General features: G+C 72.8%; 20 protein-coding genes. 14 read left to right on the top strand and 6 right to left on the bottom strand.

Annotated features, from left to right (window positions below):
• Positions 1–48: 48 nt before the first annotated feature.
• Complete coding sequence (locus ACFZDK_RS28295) at positions 49–1,923, bottom strand: DNA/RNA non-specific endonuclease (RefSeq protein ID WP_390976733.1); 1,875 nt, start codon at positions 1,921–1,923, stop codon at positions 49–51.
• Positions 1,924–2,246: 323 nt separating this feature from the next.
• Here ACFZDK_RS28295 and ACFZDK_RS28290 point away from each other — a divergent pair, with 323 nt between their 5' ends.
• From ACFZDK_RS28290 to ACFZDK_RS28260, 7 genes are all read left to right on the top strand, one after another.
• The gene (locus tag ACFZDK_RS28290; RefSeq protein ID WP_390976732.1) at positions 2,247–3,080 is read left to right on the top strand and encodes a M55 family metallopeptidase; all 834 of its coding nucleotides are present in this window, start codon (positions 2,247–2,249) and stop codon (positions 3,078–3,080) included.
• On the top strand, positions 3,073–4,377 hold the full coding sequence (locus tag ACFZDK_RS28285) for a M20/M25/M40 family metallo-hydrolase (RefSeq protein ID WP_390976731.1): 1,305 nt from the start codon (positions 3,073–3,075) through the stop codon (positions 4,375–4,377). Before ACFZDK_RS28290 ends, ACFZDK_RS28285 begins: the two co-directional genes overlap by 8 nt.
• A gap of 8 nt (positions 4,378–4,385) precedes the next feature.
• Positions 4,386–6,317, top strand: coding sequence for an LpqB family beta-propeller domain-containing protein (locus ACFZDK_RS28280; protein WP_390976730.1), 1,932 nt, complete (start codon positions 4,386–4,388; stop codon positions 6,315–6,317).
• A complete protein-coding gene (locus ACFZDK_RS28275; RefSeq protein WP_390976729.1) occupies positions 6,314–7,237 on the top strand; it encodes an LD-carboxypeptidase in 924 nt (307 codons plus the stop codon). Before ACFZDK_RS28280 ends, ACFZDK_RS28275 begins: the two co-directional genes overlap by 4 nt.
• 158 nt (positions 7,238–7,395) lie before the next feature.
• Complete coding sequence (locus ACFZDK_RS28270) at positions 7,396–7,641, top strand: DUF1049 domain-containing protein (RefSeq protein ID WP_390976728.1); 246 nt, start codon at positions 7,396–7,398, stop codon at positions 7,639–7,641.
• Between the two features lie 20 nt (positions 7,642–7,661).
• The gene (locus ACFZDK_RS28265) at positions 7,662–8,225 is read left to right on the top strand and encodes a GNAT family N-acetyltransferase (protein WP_390976727.1); all 564 of its coding nucleotides are present in this window, start codon (positions 7,662–7,664) and stop codon (positions 8,223–8,225) included.
• Between the two features lie 57 nt (positions 8,226–8,282).
• The gene (locus ACFZDK_RS28260) at positions 8,283–10,199 is read left to right on the top strand and encodes a DUF5107 domain-containing protein (protein WP_390976726.1); all 1,917 of its coding nucleotides are present in this window, start codon (positions 8,283–8,285) and stop codon (positions 10,197–10,199) included.
• Here the strand turns inward: ACFZDK_RS28260 and ACFZDK_RS28255 are convergent, their stop codons facing one another.
• On the bottom strand, positions 10,200–10,550 hold the full coding sequence (locus ACFZDK_RS28255) for a VOC family protein (protein WP_390976725.1): 351 nt from the start codon (positions 10,548–10,550) through the stop codon (positions 10,200–10,202).
• Between the two features lie 87 nt (positions 10,551–10,637).
• Here ACFZDK_RS28255 and ACFZDK_RS28250 point away from each other — a divergent pair, with 87 nt between their 5' ends.
• The 4 genes from ACFZDK_RS28250 (at position 10,638) to ACFZDK_RS28235 (ending at position 15,167) form a co-directional block, all read left to right on the top strand.
• Positions 10,638–11,072 (top strand): phage holin family protein, encoded by a 435-nt coding sequence (locus ACFZDK_RS28250; RefSeq protein ID WP_390976724.1) that lies wholly within the window; start codon positions 10,638–10,640, stop codon positions 11,070–11,072.
• Positions 11,073–11,286: 214 nt separating this feature from the next.
• Positions 11,287–12,609 (top strand): FAD-dependent oxidoreductase, encoded by a 1,323-nt coding sequence (locus ACFZDK_RS28245; protein WP_390976979.1) that lies wholly within the window; start codon positions 11,287–11,289, stop codon positions 12,607–12,609.
• Positions 12,606–14,453 carry a transketolase gene (locus tag ACFZDK_RS28240; protein WP_390976723.1) on the top strand — a complete coding sequence of 616 codons (1,848 nt, stop codon included), beginning with the start codon at positions 12,606–12,608 and terminating at the stop codon, positions 14,451–14,453. Before ACFZDK_RS28245 ends, ACFZDK_RS28240 begins: the two co-directional genes overlap by 4 nt.
• Before the next feature lie 27 nt (positions 14,454–14,480).
• The gene (locus ACFZDK_RS28235; protein ID WP_390976722.1) at positions 14,481–15,167 is read left to right on the top strand and encodes a GvpL/GvpF family gas vesicle protein; all 687 of its coding nucleotides are present in this window, start codon (positions 14,481–14,483) and stop codon (positions 15,165–15,167) included.
• Positions 15,168–15,192: 25 nt separating this feature from the next.
• Here the strand turns inward: ACFZDK_RS28235 and ACFZDK_RS28230 are convergent, their stop codons facing one another.
• The 3 genes from ACFZDK_RS28230 to ACFZDK_RS28220 form a co-directional block, all read right to left on the bottom strand.
• A complete protein-coding gene (locus tag ACFZDK_RS28230; protein ID WP_390976721.1) occupies positions 15,193–15,363 on the bottom strand; it encodes a hydrophobic protein in 171 nt (56 codons plus the stop codon).
• Positions 15,364–15,411: 48 nt separating this feature from the next.
• A complete protein-coding gene (locus tag ACFZDK_RS28225; RefSeq protein ID WP_390976720.1) occupies positions 15,412–16,227 on the bottom strand; it encodes a methyltransferase domain-containing protein in 816 nt (271 codons plus the stop codon).
• 129 nt (positions 16,228–16,356) lie between these two features.
• Positions 16,357–17,880 (bottom strand): phosphatase PAP2 family protein, encoded by a 1,524-nt coding sequence (locus tag ACFZDK_RS28220; RefSeq protein ID WP_390976719.1) that lies wholly within the window; start codon positions 17,878–17,880, stop codon positions 16,357–16,359.
• Between the two features lie 73 nt (positions 17,881–17,953).
• Between ACFZDK_RS28220 and ACFZDK_RS28215 the strand changes: the two genes are divergently transcribed.
• The 3 genes from ACFZDK_RS28215 to ACFZDK_RS28205 all read left to right on the top strand — a co-directional run bounded on the left by ACFZDK_RS28215 (position 17,954) and on the right by ACFZDK_RS28205 (position 20,653).
• The gene (locus tag ACFZDK_RS28215) at positions 17,954–18,613 is read left to right on the top strand and encodes a histidine phosphatase family protein (protein WP_390976718.1); all 660 of its coding nucleotides are present in this window, start codon (positions 17,954–17,956) and stop codon (positions 18,611–18,613) included.
• Positions 18,614–18,693: 80 nt separating this feature from the next.
• Complete coding sequence (locus tag ACFZDK_RS28210; protein WP_390976717.1) at positions 18,694–20,313, top strand: ATP-binding cassette domain-containing protein; 1,620 nt, start codon at positions 18,694–18,696, stop codon at positions 20,311–20,313.
• 82 nt (positions 20,314–20,395) lie between these two features.
• Entirely contained in the window at positions 20,396–20,653 is a 258-nt protein-coding gene (locus ACFZDK_RS28205) for a DUF6158 family protein (RefSeq protein WP_355719251.1), read from the top strand.
• Between the two features lie 40 nt (positions 20,654–20,693).
• On the opposite strand, the gene ACFZDK_RS28200 is transcribed toward ACFZDK_RS28205, so the two are convergent.
• Positions 20,694–21,074, bottom strand: coding sequence for a DUF2795 domain-containing protein (locus tag ACFZDK_RS28200; protein ID WP_390976716.1), 381 nt, complete (start codon positions 21,072–21,074; stop codon positions 20,694–20,696).
• Positions 21,075–21,091 lie beyond the last annotated feature (17 nt).

The following is a 21,091-nucleotide window of genomic DNA, read 5'->3' as shown; positions in this document are numbered from 1 at the left end:
GTGTCTCACGCGCGGTGGCTTGGCGAGACACGCCAGCGGGCCGCCCGGTCAGTCCCAGTGGATGTCGGCCAGGTCGTCCAATGGCCTTCTCTCGGCCACCGCCTCCGGCACGAGCAGGTGATCGCCCTTGTGAAGGGCGGTGGGGAAGCGGATGTGGGCTCGTTCCTCGATCTCGTCGAGGGTGACCTGGAAGACGCGGAACTCGTCGAGGTCCAGGGCTTCGAGCTGGTCCAGGTTCTGTGTGAGCAAGAACGCCTTGGCCTTCAGCTCACCTCGCTCGACGAAGGCGATGACCTTCCAGAACTCGCGGGGGATCTTCACGTCCCGGTAGACGCGGTCGTCGTCCTGGAGGACCGGCCCACCGAAGACGCTCACCTTGAGGTCGTCGACGTCGACGTCGGCGAAGACGGCGTCCTCCAACTCGCCCCACAGGCCGTTCTTGGCGCTCTGGTTGAAGTCGTCCATCTGCGGGGTGATGTTGGTGTAGAAGAACGAGTCGGTGTTCGCCTTCTGCGCCTCGGGCATGCTGCCCCAAATCAGGTCCGCACGGCGCGCTATGTGGCCGCGGTCGAGCCTGTTGGCCTCGTACAGCTCGTTCCCGACCTGCGTGTTCGAGGGTAGCCGGGGGTCCTTGACGAAGGGTATGCCGGACCGGCTGAGCTTCTTGAGGGTCCCGCCGTCGATGTTCCAGCCCACCCAGAAGGGGAAACGCCGCTTCTTGCTGAGGGTCAGCGAGTAGTGCGTGTAGGGGATGACCTCGGAGCCGCTGAGGCGTATGGCGTCCCCGCTGATCTCTGCGGTCAGCTGAGGTATGCCGATCTGCTCGCTGAGGAAGTCGGGGTTGTAGCCCTGCAGGGGCTGTACCTCCTCGGGAGAGGGCTGCTGCAGGGTGATGTCCAGCTTCTCGAAGACGGAGCTGGAGAGGCAGGCCAGCGCGTGGTCGTCGGGGTCGCCGGCGCTTTCGCCGCCGAAGTGCAGTCCGGCGATGACTTTGCCGGGTCGGCCGTTCTGCTTGAACAGCCAGGCCGCACCCGAGTCGCCGCCGCTGCTGATCTGCCGGTCTGCCGCCGGGTGTTCGTTGTCGGGCCCGATCTCGAAGCAGCCGATGGTCTTCTCACCGACGTCGCCACCGTAGTCGATCTTGGCCATCGTGTGGATGCGGCGGACGATCCCGTGGGTGACGCCCGTGGTCCGCCCGCTCTTGACGACCTTGTCTCCCAGCGCCGCCTCACCCAACTCCTGGGGTGCCACGTCGAGTTCCAGGATCTTGGGATCGAAGGTCCGACCCTCCTCGATGGTGGTCACGGCGCAGTCGCCGGCCGGGCCGAGGTGGGACCGCTTCAGGACGCCGAGGTGGTTGTGGGAGATCTGGTTGTCGTCGAACCGGCCGGGCTGGACGACTTCCTCGCCCAGCTGGCCGTCCGGGCCTTGCAGTACATGCCAGTTGCTGAGCGCGTACGGGGTGCCGTCAGTCCTGTCGAACACGATGCAGCCGATGGTGCCGGCTGTGACCGTCACACCGCCGACACTGGCCCCCGGGGCGACGGGGTTGAGGCGGGTCTTTCGTTCGGGCTTCTCGACCTCCGCGACCACGCGGAAGTGGGCCTGGTAGCTGCGCTCGATGATGTCGGTCGGCACCTCCACCCCGTCCACCGTGACGGTCTCCGGTATCCGGGTCGTGCCCAGCGCCTCAAGTGCTTCCGGCTCGGCCTTCTGGTTGACCGTGAACTGCAGTGCGATCTGTTTCCCTCGGGTGCCGTTCTTGAGCTTGTGGCCGATCCCGACGGACGACACGTTGGGGTCCGCGAGCAGGTCCGGACCTCGCGTGCGGATGTACTGCTTCAAGGACTCGATCAGCTTGTCCTGGGAGGACGTCGATTTTTTCGGCGCCGACGCAGTGCGGGTCTTGTTGTTGGTGGGCATGAAAGGGAGACATCCCTTCGCGGAGAGGGGAGAACGGCTCGCGCGATGCACCGCAGACCGGTCAGGGCGGATGCGGTGTCGCTGCGAGCGTCCGCTGGCCACCACTCATCAAAACAGTAAAAAAAGGCATATGTCCCGATATGGTGACCCGAAAGGGGTGCGATCGTGAGGTCCCCTCTGGGGGAGCGGCGAGGGGTGATGTGTCCTGCTGGGTGGGGCGGCGCCCAGGTCTGTGGTCGCCGCGGTGCCGAGGTCCGGCAGCGGGCTCAACCTCCTCCGCGCCTTGTGGGAAGTTCCCTCGCCGACGCGTAACGTGAAGCAGCATGAAGATCCTCATCAGCGCCGACATGGAGGGCGCCACCGGGGTGACCTGGCCCGGCGACGTACTGCCCGGGACACCGCAGTGGGAGCGGTGCCGGCCGATGTTCACCTCCGACGTCAACGCCGCCGTCCTCGGCTTCTTCGACGGCGGCGCCGACGAGGTACTCATCAACGAGGCCCACTGGAGCATGCGCAACCTGCTTCTGGAGCAGCTCGACCAGCGCGCCGAGATGATCACCGGCCGCCACAAGACCCTCTCCATGGTCGAGGGCGTGCAGCACGGCGACGTCGACGGAATCGCCTTCATCGGCTACCACACCGGCGCCGGCATGGAGGGCGTCCTCGCCCACACCTACCTCCCCAACTCCGTCACCGGCGTCTGGCTCAACGACGTCCGCGCCAGCGAGGGCCTGCTCAACGCGCATGTCGTCGCCGAGTACGGCGTCCCCGTCGTCCTCTTCACCGGTGACGACCTGGCCTGCGAGGACGCCCTCGGCTACGCGCCCGAGGCCCCCAAGGTCGCCGTCAAGGACCACGTCTCCCGGTACGCGGCCGTGTGCCGGACACCGGCCAGGACCGCCGCCGACATCCGCGCCGCCGCCAAGGACGCGGCCCGGCTCGCGGTACGGCACGAGCCCGTGACCGGCGGGCCGTTCACCATCGCCCTGGAGTTCGACGCCGAGCACCTCGCCCTCTCCGCCACCGTCATCCCCGGCGTCGAGCGGACCGGCGAGCGCAAGGTCGCGTACACCAGCGCGACCATGTACGAAGGCATCCGCACCTTCAAGGCGGTCACCACGATCGTCTCGGCCGCGGTGGAGGAGCAGTATGGCTGACGAGCAGGCATTCGACGAGGTCGTCCGGTTCACGTCCGACCTGATCCGGATCGACACCAGCAACTTCGGCGGCGGCGACTGCCGGGAGCGGCCCGCCGCCGAGTACGCGGCCGAGCAGCTGGCCGGGGCGGGCCTGGAACCGGTCCTCCTCGAACGCACCGAGGGCCGTACCAACGTCGTCGCGCGCGTCGCCGGCACCGACCCGGGCGCGGACGCGCTCCTGGTCCACGGCCACCTCGACGTGGTGCCGGCCCAGGCCGCCGACTGGAGCGTCGACCCCTTCTCGGGGGAGATCCGCGACGGGGTGGTGTGGGGCCGGGGCGCCGTCGACATGAAGAACATGGACGCGATGATCCTGGCGGTGGTGCGGTCCTGGGCCCGGGAGGGCCTCCGGCCGCGCCGGGACGTCGTCGTCGCGTTCACCGCCGACGAGGAGGCCAGCGCCGTCGACGGCTCCGGCTTCCTCGCCGACCACCACCCCGAGCTGTTCGAAGGCTGCACCGAGGGCGTCAGCGAGTCCGGCGCCTTCACCTTCCACGACGGCACCGGACGCCAGCTCTACCCCATCGCGGCCGGGGAACGCGGCACCGGCTGGCTCAAGCTGACCGCGCGCGGCCGGGCCGGACACGGCTCCAAGGTCAACAAGGAGAACGCGGTCACCCACCTCGCCGCCGCCGTCACCCGCATCGGCGAGCACGAGTGGCCACTGCGTCTCACCCCGACCGTCAGGGCGGCCCTCACCGAACTCGCCGCGCTCTACGGCATCGAGGCGAGGCTGGACCAGGCCGACGTGCTCCTGGAGAAGCTCGGCCCGGCCGCCAAGCTGGTCGAGGCCACCGTCCGCAACAGCGCCAACCCGACCATGCTGAACGCCGGTTACAAGGTCAACGTCATCCCCGGCGAGGCCGTCGCCTTCGTCGACGGACGTTTTCTCCCCGGCACCGAGGACGAGTTCCGCGCCACCCTCGACCGGCTCACCGGCCCTCACGTCGACTGGGAGTTCCACCACCACGGGGTCGCCCTGCAGGCACCGCTGGACACCCCGACGTACGCCCGGATGCGGGCCGCCGTCGAGGAGTTCGCGCCCGAAGGGCAGGTGGTGCCGTACTGCATGTCCGGCGGCACCGACGCCAAGCAGTTCTCCCGGCTCGGCATCACCGGCTACGGCTTCGCCCCGCTGAAGCTGCCCGAGGGCCTGGACTACCAGGCGCTCTTCCACGGCGTCGACGAACGCGTCCCCGTCGAGGCCCTTCACTTCGGCGTCCGGGTCCTCGACCGCTTCCTGCGCACGGCCTAGGAGACCCGGTGGAGACGAAGCCGTACGGCTCCTGGCCCTCGCCCGTCGACGCCGCCCTGGCCGCCGCCCACGACGGCCACCCCGAGTGGGTGGGCTTCGTCGGCGACGAGGCCTGGTGGACCGAACCCCGCCCGGCCGAGGGCGGCCGCCGGACCCTGGTGCGCGGGACCACCGGTGAGTCCGCGCTGCCCGCGCCGTGGAACGTCCGCAGCCGGGTCATCGAGTACGGCGGACACCCCTGGGCCGGTGCCGTGCGCGCCGACGGCCGGCAGCTCCTGGTCTTCGTCCACTTCGACGACCAGCGGCTGTACGCGTACCGGCCCGGCGGCGAGCCGCGCCCGCTCACCCCGCCCGGACCACGCTGGGCACAGCCGCAGTTGCTGCTGGACCGGGACGAAGTCTGGTGCGTGCTGGAGGAGTTCACCGGCGACGGACCCGACGAGGTGCGTCGGGTGCTCGCCGCCGTGCCGCTGGACGGCTCGGCCGCCGAGGACCGGGCCGCGGTACGCGAACTCACCGACGACCGGCACCGGTTCGTGACCGGACCCCGGATCTCGCCCGACGGCCGCCGGGCCGCCTGGCTGGCCTGGGACCACCCCCGGATGCCGTGGGACGGCACGGAGCTGCTCGTCGGCGAGGTGGGCGAGGACGGCGTCCTGCACGCGGTCCGCACGGTGGCGGGCGGCCCGGAGGAGGCCGTCGCACAGGTGGAGTGGTCGGCGGACGACCGGCTGCTGTACGCGAGCGACCGCAGCGGCTGGTGGAACCTCTACCGGGACGGCACCTCGCTCTGTCGCCGCGAGGAGGAGTTCGCCGGGCCGCTCTGGAAGCTCGGCCAGCGCTGGTTCGCCCCGCTGGACAACGGACTGATCGCCGTCGTCCACGGCCGTGGCTCGACCGCGCTCGGGATACTGGACCCGGACACCGGCGAGGTCGCCGACGCCGCCGGGCCGTGGACCGAGTTCGCGCCCACCCTCGCGGTGCACGGCAGCCGTGTCCTCGCGGTCGGCGCGAGCCCGCGCACCGCCTACGAGGTGATCGAACTCGACACCGCGAGCGGCCGCGCCCGGGTCGTCGGCGCCCCGCACCAGGACGCGGTGGACCCCGCCCACTACCCCGAACCGCAGGTCCGCACCTTCGCCGGACCCGGCGGCCGCGAGGTGCACGCGCACCTCTACCCGCCCCACCACCCCGGCCACACCGCGCCCGCCGGCGAGCTGCCGCCGTACGTCGTCTGGGCACACGGCGGCCCCACCAGCCGGGTGCCCCTCGTCCTCGACCTGGCGATCGCCTACTTCACCTCCCGGGGCATCGGGGTCGCCGAGGTCAACTACGGCGGCTCGACCGGGTACGGACGGGAGTACCGGAACCGGCTGCGCGGGCAGTGGGGCGTGGTCGACGTCGAGGACTGCGCGGCCGTCGCGCTCGCCCTCGCCGCCGAGGGCACCGCCGACCGCGCCCGGCTCGCGATCCGGGGCGGCAGCGCCGGCGGCTGGACCGCCGCCGCCTCCCTGACCGGCACCGACGTCTACGCCTGCGGCACCATCGCCTACCCCGTCCTGGACCTGTCCACCTGGGGGCCGGGGGAGACCCACGACTTCGAGTCCCGCTACCTGGAATCCCTGATCGGGCCGCACGCCGAGGTGCCCGAGCGCTACACCGAGCGGTCGCCCGTCGCGCACGCCGACCGGCTCACCGTGCCCTTCCTGCTGCTCCAGGGCCTGGACGACGTGATCTGCCCGCCCGCGCAGTGCGAACGCCTCCTCGCCCGGCTCGACGGACGGCGCGTGCCGCACGCGTACCTGACCTTCGAGGGCGAGGGCCACGGCTTCCGCCGGGCCGAGACCCTGGTGCGCGCGCTGGAGGCCGAGCTCGCCCTGTACGCTCAGGCGTTCGGGCTGGACGTGCCCGGGATCCCCGAGCTGGAGCTGGTGAAGTGACCGAACCGACACGGCCGGCGCGGCTCGCCGCCGGAGCGCGGGTCGCCGTGGTGGCGCCCAGCGGGCCGGTGGTGGAGGAACGGCTCCAGGCGGGCCTGGACATCCTGCGCGGCTGGGACCTCGACCCGGTGGTGGCACCCCATGTGCTCGCCAGGGACGGGCGGCTCGGGTACCTCGCGGGCTCCGACGCCGACCGTGCCGCCGACCTCCAGCGGGCCTGGTGCGACCCGTCGGTGTCCGCCGTGCTCTGCGCCCGCGGCGGCTACGGCGCCCAGCGCCTGGTCGACCTGCTCGACTGGGAGGCCATGCGGGCGGCCGGGCCGAAGGTGTTCGTCGGCTTCAGCGACGCCACCGTGCTGCACGAGGCGTTCGCGACCCGGCTCGGGCTCGCCACCCTGTACGGTCCGGTGGCCGCGGGCGCCGACTTCGTCAAGAACACCGAGGCACAGGAGCACCTGCGAGCCACCCTCTTCGCCCCGGAGACGGTCCGCACGATCACCGGCAGGGGCACGGCACTGGTGCCCGGCCGGGCCCGGGGCGTCACCGTCGGCGGCTGTCTGCGGCTGCTCGCCACCGGCCTCGGCACCCCGCACACCCACCCCGGCGCCCGCGGCGGACTGCTCCTCCTGGAGGACGTCGGCGAGCAGCCGTACAGCCTCGACCGCAGCATCACGCAGCTGCTGCGGTCCGGCTGGCTGGACGGCGTCGCCGGGATCCTCCTCGGCTCCTGGGACCGGTGCGGGCCGTACGAGGACGTGCGGGCGACGCTCGCCGACCGGCTCGGCGGTCTGGGCGTGCCGGTGCTGGAGGAGTTCGGTTTCGGCCACTGCGAGGCCGCCCTGACCATGCCACTGGGCGTACCGGCCGAGCTGGACGCGGACGCGGGCACACTGACCCTGCTGGAACCGGCGCTGAGCTGAGGCCGCCCGGGGTGTGGTGACGGCCGCCCGAGGCTGGTGCGGCGTGCCGCGTGCCGCGCGGGACGAGGTCCATGGGCGCCCGTGCGGAGCGGCGTGGTCGCCGTGCGGGCCCGGGTGCTCGCCGTGCGGGGCCGGGGCCCCGGGCGCACTCTGGTCGTATGAGCCCGAAGACCTCGGAGAGCCGGGAGCGGACCGGTGGGCGGCACGGGGTGCTGCTGACGCCCGGCCGGATCGCGGTGCTCGTGCTCGGGGTCCTCGGTCTTGTGTTCGTCTTCGGGAACACCCGGGCGACCCGGATCCGGCTGCTGGTCCCCGTGGTCACCACGCCCCTGTGGATCGCGCTGCTCGCCACCGGTCTCATCGGCGCCCTGTGCGGCTCCTATTTCACGCGCCGCCGCCGGTAGCCCGGCGTTAGGGTGGCCGGATGCCGCACATCGCCTCCCGCTACCTCGCCGAGGGCCCCCGCGTGGGCATCCGCCCCTACACCTACGAGGACGGGGCCGAGTTCATCGCCCGGGCCAGGGAGAGCAAGGACATCCACCAGCCGTGGCTGTTCCCGCCCACCACGGACGCGGCCTACGCCGGCTACGCGGGACGGCTCATCGAGGACCGCAGCAAGGCCGGGTTCCTGGTCTGCGAGAAGGACGCCGGCGAACACGGGGGTGCCCTCGCCGGGTTCATCAACATCAACAACATCGTCGAGGGCGGCTTCCAGTGCGGTGCCCTCGGCTACGGCGTCTTCGCGCACGCGGCCGGGCGCGGGCTGATGCGGGAGGCGATGGGGCTGGTCGTCGACCACGCCTTCGGCCCGATGCGGCTGCACCGGCTGGAGATCAACGTCCAGCCCGGCAACGCCGCGTCCATCGCGCTCGCACGCGGCGCCGGGTTCCGGCTGGAGGGCTTCTCGCCCAACATGATCTACATCGACGGTGCCTGGCGGGATCACGAACGGTGGGCGATCACCGCGGAGATGCGCACCGCCGGCTGACCTTTGCGCAATCCTGACCGGCAGCGCCCCTGGCCGACTCACCCCGCTGCGGGTTCCATGGTGATCGTGACGAGGATCCGACGTGAGGTACTGACCCTGCCCGCGGCGGAGTTGGGCCCGGACAACCCGCTGCCCCCGCTCCGCCCCCTCGAAGAACTCCACCGGGTCGACGACCGCGACCGGGAGGACCTGCCACGGGACACCGCCCGGCAGATCGGTTACGAACCGCTGCGCAGCCTCCTGCCGGTACGGATCCGCGACGGCTACGGCAGAACCCGGGCACCCCGGGCCCTCGACGCCCTCGTCATCGAGAACGACCGGCTGCGCGCCACCGTCCTGCCCGGCCTCGGCGGCCGGGTCGCCTCCCTCGTCCACCTGCCCACCGGCCGCGAACTCCTCTACCGCAACCCGGTGTTCCAGCCCGCCGACCTCGCCCTCAACGGCGCCTGGTACGCCGGTGGCATCGAATGGAACATCGGCGCCACCGGGCACACCACCCTCTCCTGCGCCCCGCTGCACGCGGCCCGCGTCACCGCCCCCGACGGCGGCGAGATGCTCCGCCTCTGGGAGTGGGAGCGACTGCGCGACCTGCCCTTCCAGGTCGACCTCTGGCTCCCGGACGGCTCCGACTTCCTCTACGTCGGCGTCCGCGTCCGCAATCCGCACGAACACCCGGTACCGGCCTACTGGTGGTCCAACACGGCCGTGCCGCAGGACCGCCGCGTCGTGGTTCCGGCCGCGGAGGCCTGGGAGTTCGGGCCCGAGCGGCGGCTGCGGAGGGTGCCCGTTCCGTCGTACGACGCCCAACCCCCGTACGCCACCGACTGGTTCTACGACATCCCGGACGGGCGGCGCCGCTGGATCGCCGCGCTGGACACCGACGGGCACGGGCTGGTGCAGACCTCGACCGGCGAACTGCGCGGCCGCAAACAGTTCGTGTGGGGCTCGGGTCCCGGTGGCCGGCGCTGGCAGGAGTGGCTCACCGCACCCGGGACCGGCGGCTACCGCGAGATCCAGGCCGGGCTCGCCCGCACCCAGCTGGAGCACGTCCGCATCGAGGCGGAGAGCGAGGTGTCCTGGCTGGAGGCGTACGGACCGCTGGCGGCAGCACCGGAGCGGGTCGAGGAAGAGCTGGAACACGCCCTGCCCCGGGTTGAGTTCGAGGCCGCCCGGGCCGCGTGGCAGCCGTACGCCGACACCGAACCCGGCGAGATCCTCGCCACCGGATCCGGCTGGGGCGCGCTCGAAGTGCTGCGCGCCGACTGGAAGTTGCCGGGGACCCCGTTCGCCGAGTCGACCCTGGGCGAGGACCAGGCGCCCTGGGCGGAGCTGCTGCGCACCGGCACCCTGTCCGAACCCCGCCGGGTGCGGCCGCCCGGTCCGACCCTGGTCGCCCCGCACTGGCGGGACATGCTGGAGACGGCCCCCGCCACCCCGCACACCGAGTACCACCTCGGCATCGCCCAGTGGCATGCCGGCGACCGCGCCCAGGCCGTCCGCAGCTGGGAGCGCGCGCTCCCGCTCGCTCCGTCCCTGTGGCCGTTGCTGCGCTGTCTCGCCGTCGCCGACCAGGAGTACGGGCACCACGAGCGGGCCGCCGAGCGGTACGCCGATGCCTTCGACGACCTGTGCCGGGAGCGCCGCGACGACGGCGAGGCCTGGACGGCGGCCTGTGCGGCGCTCGGCCGTGAGGCCCTCGAAGCGCTGCTGCGGGTACGGCGGGTCGCGGACGCCCGTGTGGTGTGGGAGGCGCTGCTGCCCGCGACCCGGGAGCGGGGCCGCTTCCGGCTCCTGGAGGCCGAGTTGCTGCTCGCGGAAGGGCGGCGGGCCGAGGCCGTGGCGGTGTTCGAGGCCGGGTTCGAGGTCGCCGACCTGCGGGAGGGGACCGATCCGGTCAGCCGGTTGTGGCAGCGGCTCGGTGACGAGCCGCTGCCCGGTCGCTACGACTTCCGGATGCGGCCGCGGACCCCCTGATCAGTCGTGGTTCTGGTCGACGTACTCGAAGATCGAGCCGTCCGGGTGCATCGCGAGCAGGGTGCGGCCGACGGGGGTGGGCACCGGACCCGCGAGGATCCGGGCGCCGAGGCCGTCCAGCAGCCGGTGGGCCTCCTCCACGTCCTTCACGGCGATCGTCGCGGCCACCTTGCGCAGCACCTCCAGCTCCGACTCCGGGCCGCTCATCACCAGGAAGGAGCCGACCGCGGCGACCTGGACCCCGCCGCGTTCGAAGCGGAGGGCTCTGCCGCCGGTGAGGCGTTCGTAGAACGGGATCGCGGTCTCGATGTCGTCGACGCAGATGCGCAGGGAGGCGCCCAGAATCTCCATACGACGAGCCTAGTTGGCGGGGCGCGGGATGGCGTCACCTCCGGTGATCTCCTGTTACGGCTTTTCGCGCCCGGGTACCCGGGCGGCATGGAGCACATCGAACATCTGGAGCATCTGGACAAGGAGCTCGTCGACGAACTGGCGCAGGTCGCGCGCGAGACCGTACGGGACGAGCTGCGCGAGCAGAGCCGGAAGCGGCGGCGGGCGGCGGTGTTGTACGGCGCGTCCGGTGCGGTTGCCTTGTACGCCGGGGGTGCGGTGGCGCTGGCCGTGGTGCTGGCGTGGGCGATCGTGCTGCCGGGGTGGGCCGCGGCGCTGGTCACGGCGGTGATCCTGGGCGTGGTGGCCTTCGCGTTGCGGGAGGCGGCACGGCCGAAGAGGGCGCATGCGCCGCGTCGGGTGGTCGGGGGGACGGCGCCGGTGGCTCCGCCGAGTGGGACGGGGATGCCTTATCCGCCCATGCCGGGGGCTCCGCCGGTTGTGCCGGGTGTGGATCCGGAGTCGCCTCATCACCGGGGTTGAGGGGAGCGCCGTTTTCGTTGCGGTCGTTGTTCGCTGCGGGATGGTGGGGGTTGATTGCGCCCGCGCGGCGGTAGCCGCATATGTGTACCGCCCCGCGCCCCTTTGGGGCGCGTTTCAGCGGGCGGTGTTTGAGGGTTCTGCCTACGGTTACCTGGGAGGGCCCTGGACCTCGTTGTGTTTCCGGAGGCGTGCTGTGAGTCGTCGACCCCGGATTGTGATCGTCGGTGCCGGGTTCGCCGGGTACCGGGCGGCGCGGACGCTTGCGCGGCTTGCTCGGGAGCGGGCTGAGATCGTGTTGCTCAATCCGACCGACTACTTTCTGTATCTGCCGCTGCTGCCGCAGGTGGCCGCGGGGATCCTGGAGCCCCGGCGGATCGCCGTGCCGCTCTCCGGTGCGCTGCGCGGGGTGCGGGTCGTGCTCGGGGAAGCGGATCATGTCGACCTCGACCGGCAGGCCGTGCACTACACGGACCCCGAGGGCGCCGGTGGCGGTCTCGGCTACGAACGGCTGGTGCTGTCGGTCGGGAGTGTCAACAAGTTGTTGCCGGTTCCCGGTGTCGCGGAGCACGCGCACGGCTTCCGGGGGCTGCCCGAGGCGCTGTATCTGCGGGACCACGTGATCCGACAGATCGAGCTGGCCGCCGTCGACGGTGATCCGGAGCTCGCTGCCGCGCGGTGCACCTTCGTGGTGGTCGGTGCCGGGTACACCGGGACCGAGGTCGCCGCCCAGATGCGGATGCTCACCGTCGACCTGGCCCGCCGGATCCGGCTGCCGCACGGGGTGCGGCCGCGCTGGCTGCTGCTGGACACGGCGCCCCGGGTGCTGCCGGGGATGGACGAGAAGCTGTCCCGGACGGCCGACCGGGTGCTGCGCCGACGGGGGGTCGAGGTGCGGACGGGGACCTCCGTGAAGGAGGCCACCCGGGACGGGGTGCTGCTCTCCGACGGGGAGTTCGTCGCGTCCCGGACCCTGGTGTGGTGTGTGGGGGTACGGCCCGATCCGCTGGTGGAGGGGACCGGGCGGCCGCTGGAGCAGGGGCGGCTGATCGTCGATCCGTACCTCCAGGTGCCGGGCTGCCCCGACGTGTTCGCCTGCGGGGACGCGGCCGCCGTCCCCGACCTGGTGCGTCCCGGGGAGTTCACGCCGATGACCGCCCAGCACGCCTGGCGGCAGGGGCGGGTGGCCGCCGAGAACGTGGCCGCCTCGCTCGGCGTCGGACGGCGCCGGCGCCCCTACCGCCATCGTGACCTGGGGTTCGTCGTCGACCTCGGCGGCGTCCAGGCCGCCGCCGACCCGCTCGGGGTGCCGCTGTCCGGGCTGCCCGCCGGGCTGGTGACCCGCGGCTACCACCTGGCGGCGATGCCCTCGGGCCGGGTCCGGGTCGCCGCCGACTGGCTGCTGGACGCCGTACTGCCGCGCCAGGGCGTCCAGCTGGGCCTCGTACGGTCCTGGTCGGTGCCCCTGGACACGGCCTCGCCCGAGCTGCCCGCAGCCCCCCGATCCGTTACGGACACTCCCTCGGAAGGAGCCTCATGAACACCGCCGAACTCGTCGAACTCGCCCAGCAGTTGCGCGTGGACAGCGTGCGGGCGGCCGCCGCGGCCGAGTCCGGGCATCCGACCTCGTCGATGTCGGCCGCCGACCTGATGGCGGTGCTGTTCGCCCACCATCTGCGCTACGACTTCGACCGCCCCGCCCACCCCGGCAACGACCGCCTCATCCTTTCCAAGGGCCACGCCTCGCCGCTGCTGTACGCCGCGTACAAGGCGGCCGGCGCCCTCGACGACGCCGAACTGCTCACCTTCCGCAAGCTCGGCAGCCACCTGGAGGGGCACCCGACCCCGCGCCGGCTGCCGTGGGTGGAGACCGCCACCGGCTCCCTCGGCCAGGGCCTGCCCGTCGGCGTCGGCGTCGCGCTGTCCGGGAAACGGCTGGAGCACGGCCGCTACCGGGTCTGGGTGCTGTGCGGGGACAGCGAGCTGGCGGAGGGCTCCGTCTGGGAGGCCGCCGAGCACGCCGGGTACGAGCACCTCGACAACCTCACCGCGATCGTGGACGTCAACCGGCTCGGCCAGCGCGGCCCCACCCGGCACGGCCACGACCTCGACGCCTACGCCCGGCGCTTCCAGGCCTTCGGCTGGCACACCGTGCAGGTCGACGGCCATGACGTGGACGCCGTCGACCGGGCCTGCGGCGAGGCCGCGGCCACCGCGGGACAGCCCACCGTGATCCTCGCCCGCACCCGCAAGGGCCGGGGCGTCGCCGCCGTCGAGGACCGCGAGGGCATGCACGGCAAGCCGCTGCCGAACCCGGAGGAGGCCATCGCCGAACTGGGCGGCCCGCGTGACCTCAAGGTCCATGTGAAGGAGCCGCCGGCCGCCCGCGCGCTGCACTCCGTGCCCACGGGCCCGCTCGAACTGCCCCGCTACGACAAGGGGGACCGGGTCGCCACCCGCGACGCCTTCGGCAAGGCGCTGGTCGCGCTCGGCCACGCCCGCGCCGACGTGCTCGCGCTGGACGGCGAGGTCGGCGACTCCACCCGTACCGAGCTCTTCGGGAAGGAACACCCCGACCGCTACTTCGAGTTCTACATCGCCGAACAGCAACTCGTCGCCGCCGCCGTCGGCATGGCCACCCGCGGCTGGGTGCCGTACGCGGCCACCTTCGCCGCCTTCCTCAGCCGGGCCCACGACTTCGTGCGCATGGCATCGATCAGCGGCAGCGGCATCAACCTGGTCGGCTCGCACGCGGGCGTGGCCATCGGACAGGACGGGCCCTCCCAGATGGGCCTGGAGGACCTGGCGATGTTCCGCTCGCTGTACGGCTCGACCGTGCTGTACCCGTGCGACGCCAACCAGACCGCCCGGCTCGTCGCGACCATGGCCGGGCTCGACGGCATCCGCTATCTGCGCACCTCGCGCGGGGCGGCCCCGGTGATCTACGGCGCGGACGAGGAGTTCCCGGTCGGCGGGAGCAAGGTGCTGCGCGCCTCCGAGGAGGACCGGTTGACGGTCGTCGCCGCCGGGGTCACCCTGCATGAGGCGCTGAAGGCCGCCGACACGCTCGCCGAGGACGGCATCCTGGTCCGGGTCGTCGACCTGTACTCCGTCAAGCCGGTCGACCGGCAGACCCTGCGCCGCGCCGCCGAGGAGACCGGGTGTCTGCTCACCGTCGAGGACCACCACGAGGAGGGCGGGCTCGGCGACGCGGTCGCGGAGGCGTTCGCGGACGGCAGGCCGGTACCGCGCCTGGTCCGGCTCGCCGTCCGGACCATGCCGGGCTCGGCCGCGCCCGACCAGCAGCTGCACGCCGCCGGGATCGACGCCGATGCGATCGCGGCGGCCGGACGGCTGCTGGTCGAGGAGGCGATCGTGCGCTGACCGGCGACGTGACCTGAAGGAGGAGCGATGACCGCACAGGGCGGACTCCGGTACGTGTACGCCGTCTGCCGCCCCTTCGCGGCGGCCCTCCAGGCCCAGTGCACCGGCGTGGCCGGCACCCCGCCGGGCCTGCTCAGGCACCACGGCCTGGTCGCCGTCGTGAGTACGGTCCCGGAGGGGGACTTCGCCGCGGAGGCGCTGCGCGAACGGCTGGCGGACCCGGACTGGCTGGCCGCGACCACCCGCGCCCACCAGTGCGTGGTCGACGCGCTCACCACGGTCACCACGCCCCTGCCGCTCCCGCTCGCCACGGTCTTCCGGGACGACAGCGCCGTCCGGGTCATGATGGAGGCCCGCGAGGCCGACTTCCTGCGCACCCTCGACCGGCTCGACGGGCGGGTCGAGTGGGGCGTGACCCTGTACGCCGACCCGCCCGAGGACACACCCCGGCCCGCCGAGGAATTCGCCCGCATTCTGCACGAGCGGCTTTCCCGGCGGGCCGAGGATTCCCGGCTGAACCGTCCGCATAACGCACCGTATTCCGGCGCTCCCGGGTGGAACCTGCTCGACGCGGCTTATCTGGTGCCGCGCGCGGATTCCGAGGAATTCGTGGAGCTGGTCGACCGTGCGAAGGGCGAGACACCGGGAATACGGGTGGAACTCACCGGACCCTGGGCGGCCTATTCGTTCACGGAACCGGGAGAGCCGGACTGACCGGCTGCGGGCGGCGCCGGTCGCCTCACCACCGGTACCAGCGGCCCCGGCCGCCCGCGCTGGTCGTGCCGCGCGCCAGGAATCCGAGGAGCCACAGCACCAGTACGGCGAGCGCGACCCACCAGAGTACGTTCACCGCGAATCCGGCACCGAAGAGAATCAGGACCAGAAGCAGGACGAGAAGAATGGCAACCATAATGTGAACCTCCTGCGGATCGAGTTTCCCGAAATCCGCGGATCAGGCTCACTTACGGCAGAGAATCTCTCCGTGCAGGACGGCGAACCAGCCGTCCTCCTGCCCCGCCCACTCCCGCCAGGCCGCCGCGATCTCCGCCAGCTGCCCGGTGGTCGCGTGGCCGCCCTCCGTGGCCAGCCCGGCGTAGGAGGAGGCGACCGTGCGGTCCGCCCACAGCCCGCCCCACCACGCCCGCTCCTCGGCCGTGCTGTACGTCCAGGTCCCGGAGGTGGCCGTGATGTCGGTCAGCCCCGCCGCCAGCGCCCAGGACCGCAGCCGCCGCCCGGCGTCCGGCTCGCCGCCGTTGGCCCGGGCCACCCGCCGGTACAGCTCCAGCCAGTCGTCCAGGCCCGGCACCGCCGGGTACCAGGTCATCGCCGCGTAGTCCCCGTCGCGTACGGCGATGAAACCGCCCGGCTTGGTGACCCGGCGCATCTCGCGCAGCGCCTGCACCGGGTCGCCCACGTGCTGGAGCACCTGGTGGGCGTGGACCACGCAGAAGGTGTCGTCCGGGTAGTCCAGCGCGTGCACGTCGGCGACCGCGAAGTCCACGTTCGTCAGGCCGCGCCCGGCGGCGGTGGCGCGGGCCTGCTCCAGGATGCCCGGCGCGTGGTCCACACCGGTGACCTGGCCCTCGGGGACCAGGGCCGCCAGGTCCGCGGTGATCGTCCCCGGGCCGCAGCCGATGTCCAGGATCCGCATGTGGGGCTTGAGCGAACCCAGCAGATAGCCGGCCGAGTTGGCGGCGGTCCGTGAGGTGTGCGAACGCAGCACCGACTCGTGGTGCCCGTGCGTGTAGACGGCGGTCTCCTGTGGCTTCGACATGGCTCAACCCCTTCGCGTCACACCGGCGGACGGGGCCGGACGACCCCGTCCCGCGGTAGCCGCAACGCTACGCGCGCATGCCGAATAATGAGACCCACGTTTTACGATGTGGACTGACGGTTGGTCACCTCAGGGCAGCGGCCGGTACACGGTCAGCGCCTCCGGCAGCTTCTCCACCGTCATCTCGCCCTTCACGTCGACGACTTCACCGTCGAAGGCGAGCGGAGTCCCGGCCGCGAGGCCGGTCAGGCGCAGCCGGTTCACCTTCACCTCCGCATGCGCGGGGTGGGGGTACCTCCCGCTCGAGCGCAGCCGAGAGTGGGGGAGGGGCAGCGGGCCCGCGAGGGCGGCGGAGAGGAGCCGGAGCGCCGGGTGCCGGCCGCCGTGCACCACCCGTACGTCGAGCAGCCCGTCCGCCAGGTCGGTGCGGCGGCCCGGGGTCAGGCCCATCCGGTGGTAGAGGCAGTTGCCGACGAACAGCAGCCACAACGGGTGTGCCTCGCCACCGAGTTCGACCCGCAGCGGATGCCGGTCCGTGCGCAGCACGCGCAGCGCGGCCAGCACCTCGGCGGGCCGGCCGCCGATGCGGTGCGCCCAGCGCTCCCGCTCACGCACCAGCTCCGGGTAGACGCCCAGGCTGAGCGTGTTGAGGAAGACACCCTCCCGGTCCTGGGAGGCGAAGCGGCCGACGTCCACCCGGACCGCCTCGCCCTCGCGCACCGCGCGGCCCAGATCCCGGCCGTCCTCCACGCTCAGGTCGTAGGCGAAGTGGTTGAGGGTGCCGCCGGGCAGCACCGCGAGCGGCAGCCCGTGGCGCAGGGCGGCCCCGGCGGCCGCGTTCACCGTGCCGTCGCCGCCGCACACCCCGAGCGCCCGGGCCCGTGCCGCCGCCTTCTCCAACTCGGCCCGCACGTCCGCCGGTTCGCACTCCACGAGCTCCGCGTCCGGCAGCTCGTCGCGCAGCGCCCGCACCCGGTCGGCGCTGCCCGAGGCCCGGTTGGCCACGACCACCAGACCCTCCCCGCCGGGCAGCGCCGGGGCGTGTGCGCGGGGCCGGGGCGGCGGGCCGGTCTGCGCCCGGGTCGGCACCAGCGCCCGTACGGCGAACGCGGCGCCCGCGCCGAGCACCGCACCCGCGAGCACGTCGCTCGGGAAGTGCACACCCGTGTAGACCCGGGACATGGCGACGGAGAACGCCACCGGAGCCACCACCGCGCCCCAGGCCGGGGACTCCAGGGCGACCCCGGTCGCGAAGGCGGCCGCCGACGCGGCGTGACCGGAGGGGAAGGACGTGGTGATCGGCTGCCGCTTCAGGTGCCGTACCGCCGGCACCGGGTCCAGGAGCGGCCGGGGGCGGCGCACCGAGCGTTTGCCGAGGGTGTTGATGGTCAGGGAGGCCAGGGCGAGCGAGGCCAGGCCGCGGGCGGCGGCCCGGCGGGCGCGCGGGGTACGGGACGCGGCCACCGCGGCGGCCGTGGCGCACCACAGCACCCCGTGGTTGGCGCTCCGGCTCAGCCGGGGCAGCACCGGCTCGGCGAACGGCCAGTGCCGCTCGGCGGCCACCTCGAACAACCGGCTGTCGAGGGCGAGCAGCCGGTCGCGCAGCGCGTGCCGGCCGGGCTTCGGGACGGTCAGGTCGACGTCTGGGCTCATGCGGGTGCGGTTACCCTGAAGTGGCCGTTTCCTGCCGGAAACGCGGTGCGGTCGAGTGAGAGGAACCCTCCGGATGCGCCTGCTCCTCATACGTCACGGGCAGACCCCGACCAATGTCGAGTTCCTCCTCGACACCGCCGTACCCGGCCCCGGGCTCACCGCGCTCGGCGAGCAGCAGGCCGCGGCGCTGCCCGCGGCCCTCGCCGAGGAGGACATCGAGGCCCTCTACGTCTCCACCCTGATCCGCACCCACCGCACCGCCGCCCCGCTGGCCGCCGCCCGCGGCCTCGACCCGATCGTCCGCGACGGCATCCGCGAGGTCTCCGCGGGCGACCTGGAGATGCTGCCCGGCCACTCCGAGCACGGCGAGGAGTACATGCGGACCGTGTTCGCCTGGGCCGGCGGCGACACCGCGCTGCGCATGCCCGGCGGCGAGACCGGGGCCGAGGTCCTGGCCCGCTACGACGCGGTGGTCGCCGAGGCGGTCGCGAGCGGTGCCGGGACGGTCGCCATGATCAGCCACGGCGCGGTGATCCGCCTGTGGGCGGCGGCCCGCGCGGACAACGTCGACGTCCCCTACGCCGCCTCCCGCCCCCTCGACAACACGGGCGTCGTGATCCTGGACGGCACCCCGGAGGACGGCTGGAAGGCCCTGTCCTGGGAGGGGGCCGTGGTGGAGCCGACGGGCGTGAGCGGGCCGACGGGGGAGCGGGTGGAGTCGGTGACGGAGTGATTACGACGCACCCGCAGCCGACGACGTCGGGCCGATAACGGTTTGCCCCATGCCGGGCGGGCCCCGCAGAATCCCTGACCATGGGACATCTGGAAGCCGCGCACCTCGAGTACTACCTCCCCGACGGGAGGGCGCTGCTCGGCGACGTGTCCTTCCGGGTGGGCGAGGGCGCGGCCGTCGCGCTGGTCGGCCCCAACGGCGCCGGCAAGACCACCCTGCTCCGGCTGATCTCGGGCGAGCTGAAGCCGCACGGCGGCACCGTCACCGTGAGCGGCGGCCTCGGCGTCATGCGCCAGTTCGTGGGCTCCGTACGCGACGAGACGACCGTACGCGACCTGCTGGTCTCGGTCGCGCCGCCCCGGATCCGGGAGGCCGCGCAGACCGTCGACAAGGCCGAGCACGCCCTCATGACCGTCGACGACGAGGCCGCCCAGCTGCGGTACGCGCAGGCCCTCGCCGACTGGGCCGAGGTACGCGGCTACGAGCACGAGACCCTCTGGGACATGTGCACGACGGCCGCGCTCGGAGTGCCGTACGAGAAGGCCCAGTGGCGGCAGGTGCGCACGCTCTCCGGCGGTGAGCAGAAGCGGCTGGTGCTGGAGGCCCTGTTCCGGGGCGCCGACGAGGTACTGCTGCTCGACGAGCCGGACAACTACCTCGACGTCCCCGGCAAGCGCTGGCTGGAACAGCAGCTGAAGGAGACCCGCAAGACGGTCCTGTTCGTCTCCCACGACCGCGAGCTCCTCGCCCGCGCCGCCGAGAAGATCGTCTCCGTGGAGCCCTCACCGACCGGCGCCGACGCCTGGGTGCACGGCGCCGGCTTCGCCACCTACCACGAGGCCCGCCGCGAACGCTTCGCCCGCTTCGAGGAGTTGCGCCGCCGCTGGGACGAGAAGCACGCCCAGCTGAAGAAGCTGGTGCTGAACCTCCGGCAGGCTGCCGCCGTCTCGCACGAGATGGCGTCCCGGTACGCGGCCGCACAGACCCGGCTGCGCAAGTTCGAGGAGGCCGGCCCGCCGCCCGAGCCGCCGCGCGAGCAGGACATCAGGATGCGCATCAAGGGCGGCCGTACCGGTGTCCGGGCCGTCACCTGCGCGGGACTCGAACTGACCGGCCTGATGAAACCGTTCGACCTGGAGGTCTTCTACGGCGAACGGGTCGCCGTGCTCGGTTCCAACGGCTCCGGCAAGTCGCACTTCCTGCGGCTGCTGGCCGGCGAGGACGTGACGCACGCGGGGGAGTGGAAGCTGGGCGCGCGCGTGGTGCCCGGGCACTTCGCCCAGACCCACGCCCACCCCGAGCTGCGGGGCCGCACGCTCCTGGACATCCTCTGGACGGAACACTCCCAGGACCGCGGCGCGGCGATGTCCCGGCTCCGCCGCTACGAGCTCACCCAGCAGGCCGAACAGACCTTCGATCGGCTGTCGGGCGGGCAGCAGGCCAGGTTCCAGATCCTGCTGCTGGAGCTGCAGGGCGTCACGGCACTGCTCCTCGACGAGCCGACCGACAACCTCGACCTGGAGTCCGCCGAAGCGCTCCAGGAGGGGCTGGAGGCCTTCGACGGCACGGTGCTCGCCGTCACCCACGACCGCTGGTTCGCCCGCTCCTTCGACCGCTACCTGGTCTTCGGCAGCGACGGCAAGGTCCGCGAGACCCCGGAGCCGGTGTGGGACGAGCGCCGGGTGGAGCGCGTCCGGTAGGGAGGCCCGCGGGCCCGGATGTTCGTACAGTGGATGCAGGAATCCGGACCGCCGGGACGGACACGACGAGCGGGGTACCACCATGACAGGAGTCGACCCCAGCCGGCTGGACGACCAGCAGCTCATGAAGGAGCTGGAGAACATCCACCGGACGCGCCACGACACCCTGCTGTACGGCTCCAACGACGCGCTGCGCGCCCACAACGAACGCATGGCCCAGCTGGAGGGCGAGTATCTGCGCCGCAATCCGCGCCGCCTCGTCGCGGCCGGCCGCACCCGGGAGGGCGCCCGCGAGCGCGGCTGCGCCGAGACGGCGACACCGGGGGCCTCCGCGAGCTGAGGCCCCCGGCGGCGCGGGGGTACTTCGTCGGCGTCCCGGCTCACTCCTCGCCGAGCACCGCCTCGGCCAGCGCGAACAGGCTGTCGTAACGCTTCGCGCGCGGCAGCCGGGACACCCGCCGGACCAGGGCGTCGGGCGCGTTGCCGCGGCGCAGCACGTCGGCCAGCTCCCTGGGCTGCGCCGGGAAGTCGTGCCGGGTCAGGGACCGGGCCAGCTCCAGCCGGACCGTCGCCGGTGACGGCTGCTCGCTGGTCCACGGCCGGATCGGGGCGCGGTACACCTCCGGATCGTCCTCCGCGGGCGGCTCGGGGTCGTTCCAGTCCTCCGTACGGGTCGGATGCCCGGACCTGAGCAGTTCCCGCAGCTCGTGCTTCATCTCGTCGTCCCGGTGGACGCTCAGCCGGTCACTGCCTCGCTGCATGTCTCCCTCCAGGTGCT

Source organism: Streptomyces sp. NPDC007901, assembly GCF_042959465.1.
Taxonomy (GTDB): domain Bacteria; phylum Actinomycetota; class Actinomycetes; order Streptomycetales; family Streptomycetaceae; genus Streptomyces.
The sequence above is the reverse complement of the archived record's forward strand: the minus strand, read 5'-3'. Positions and strand labels throughout refer to the sequence as shown.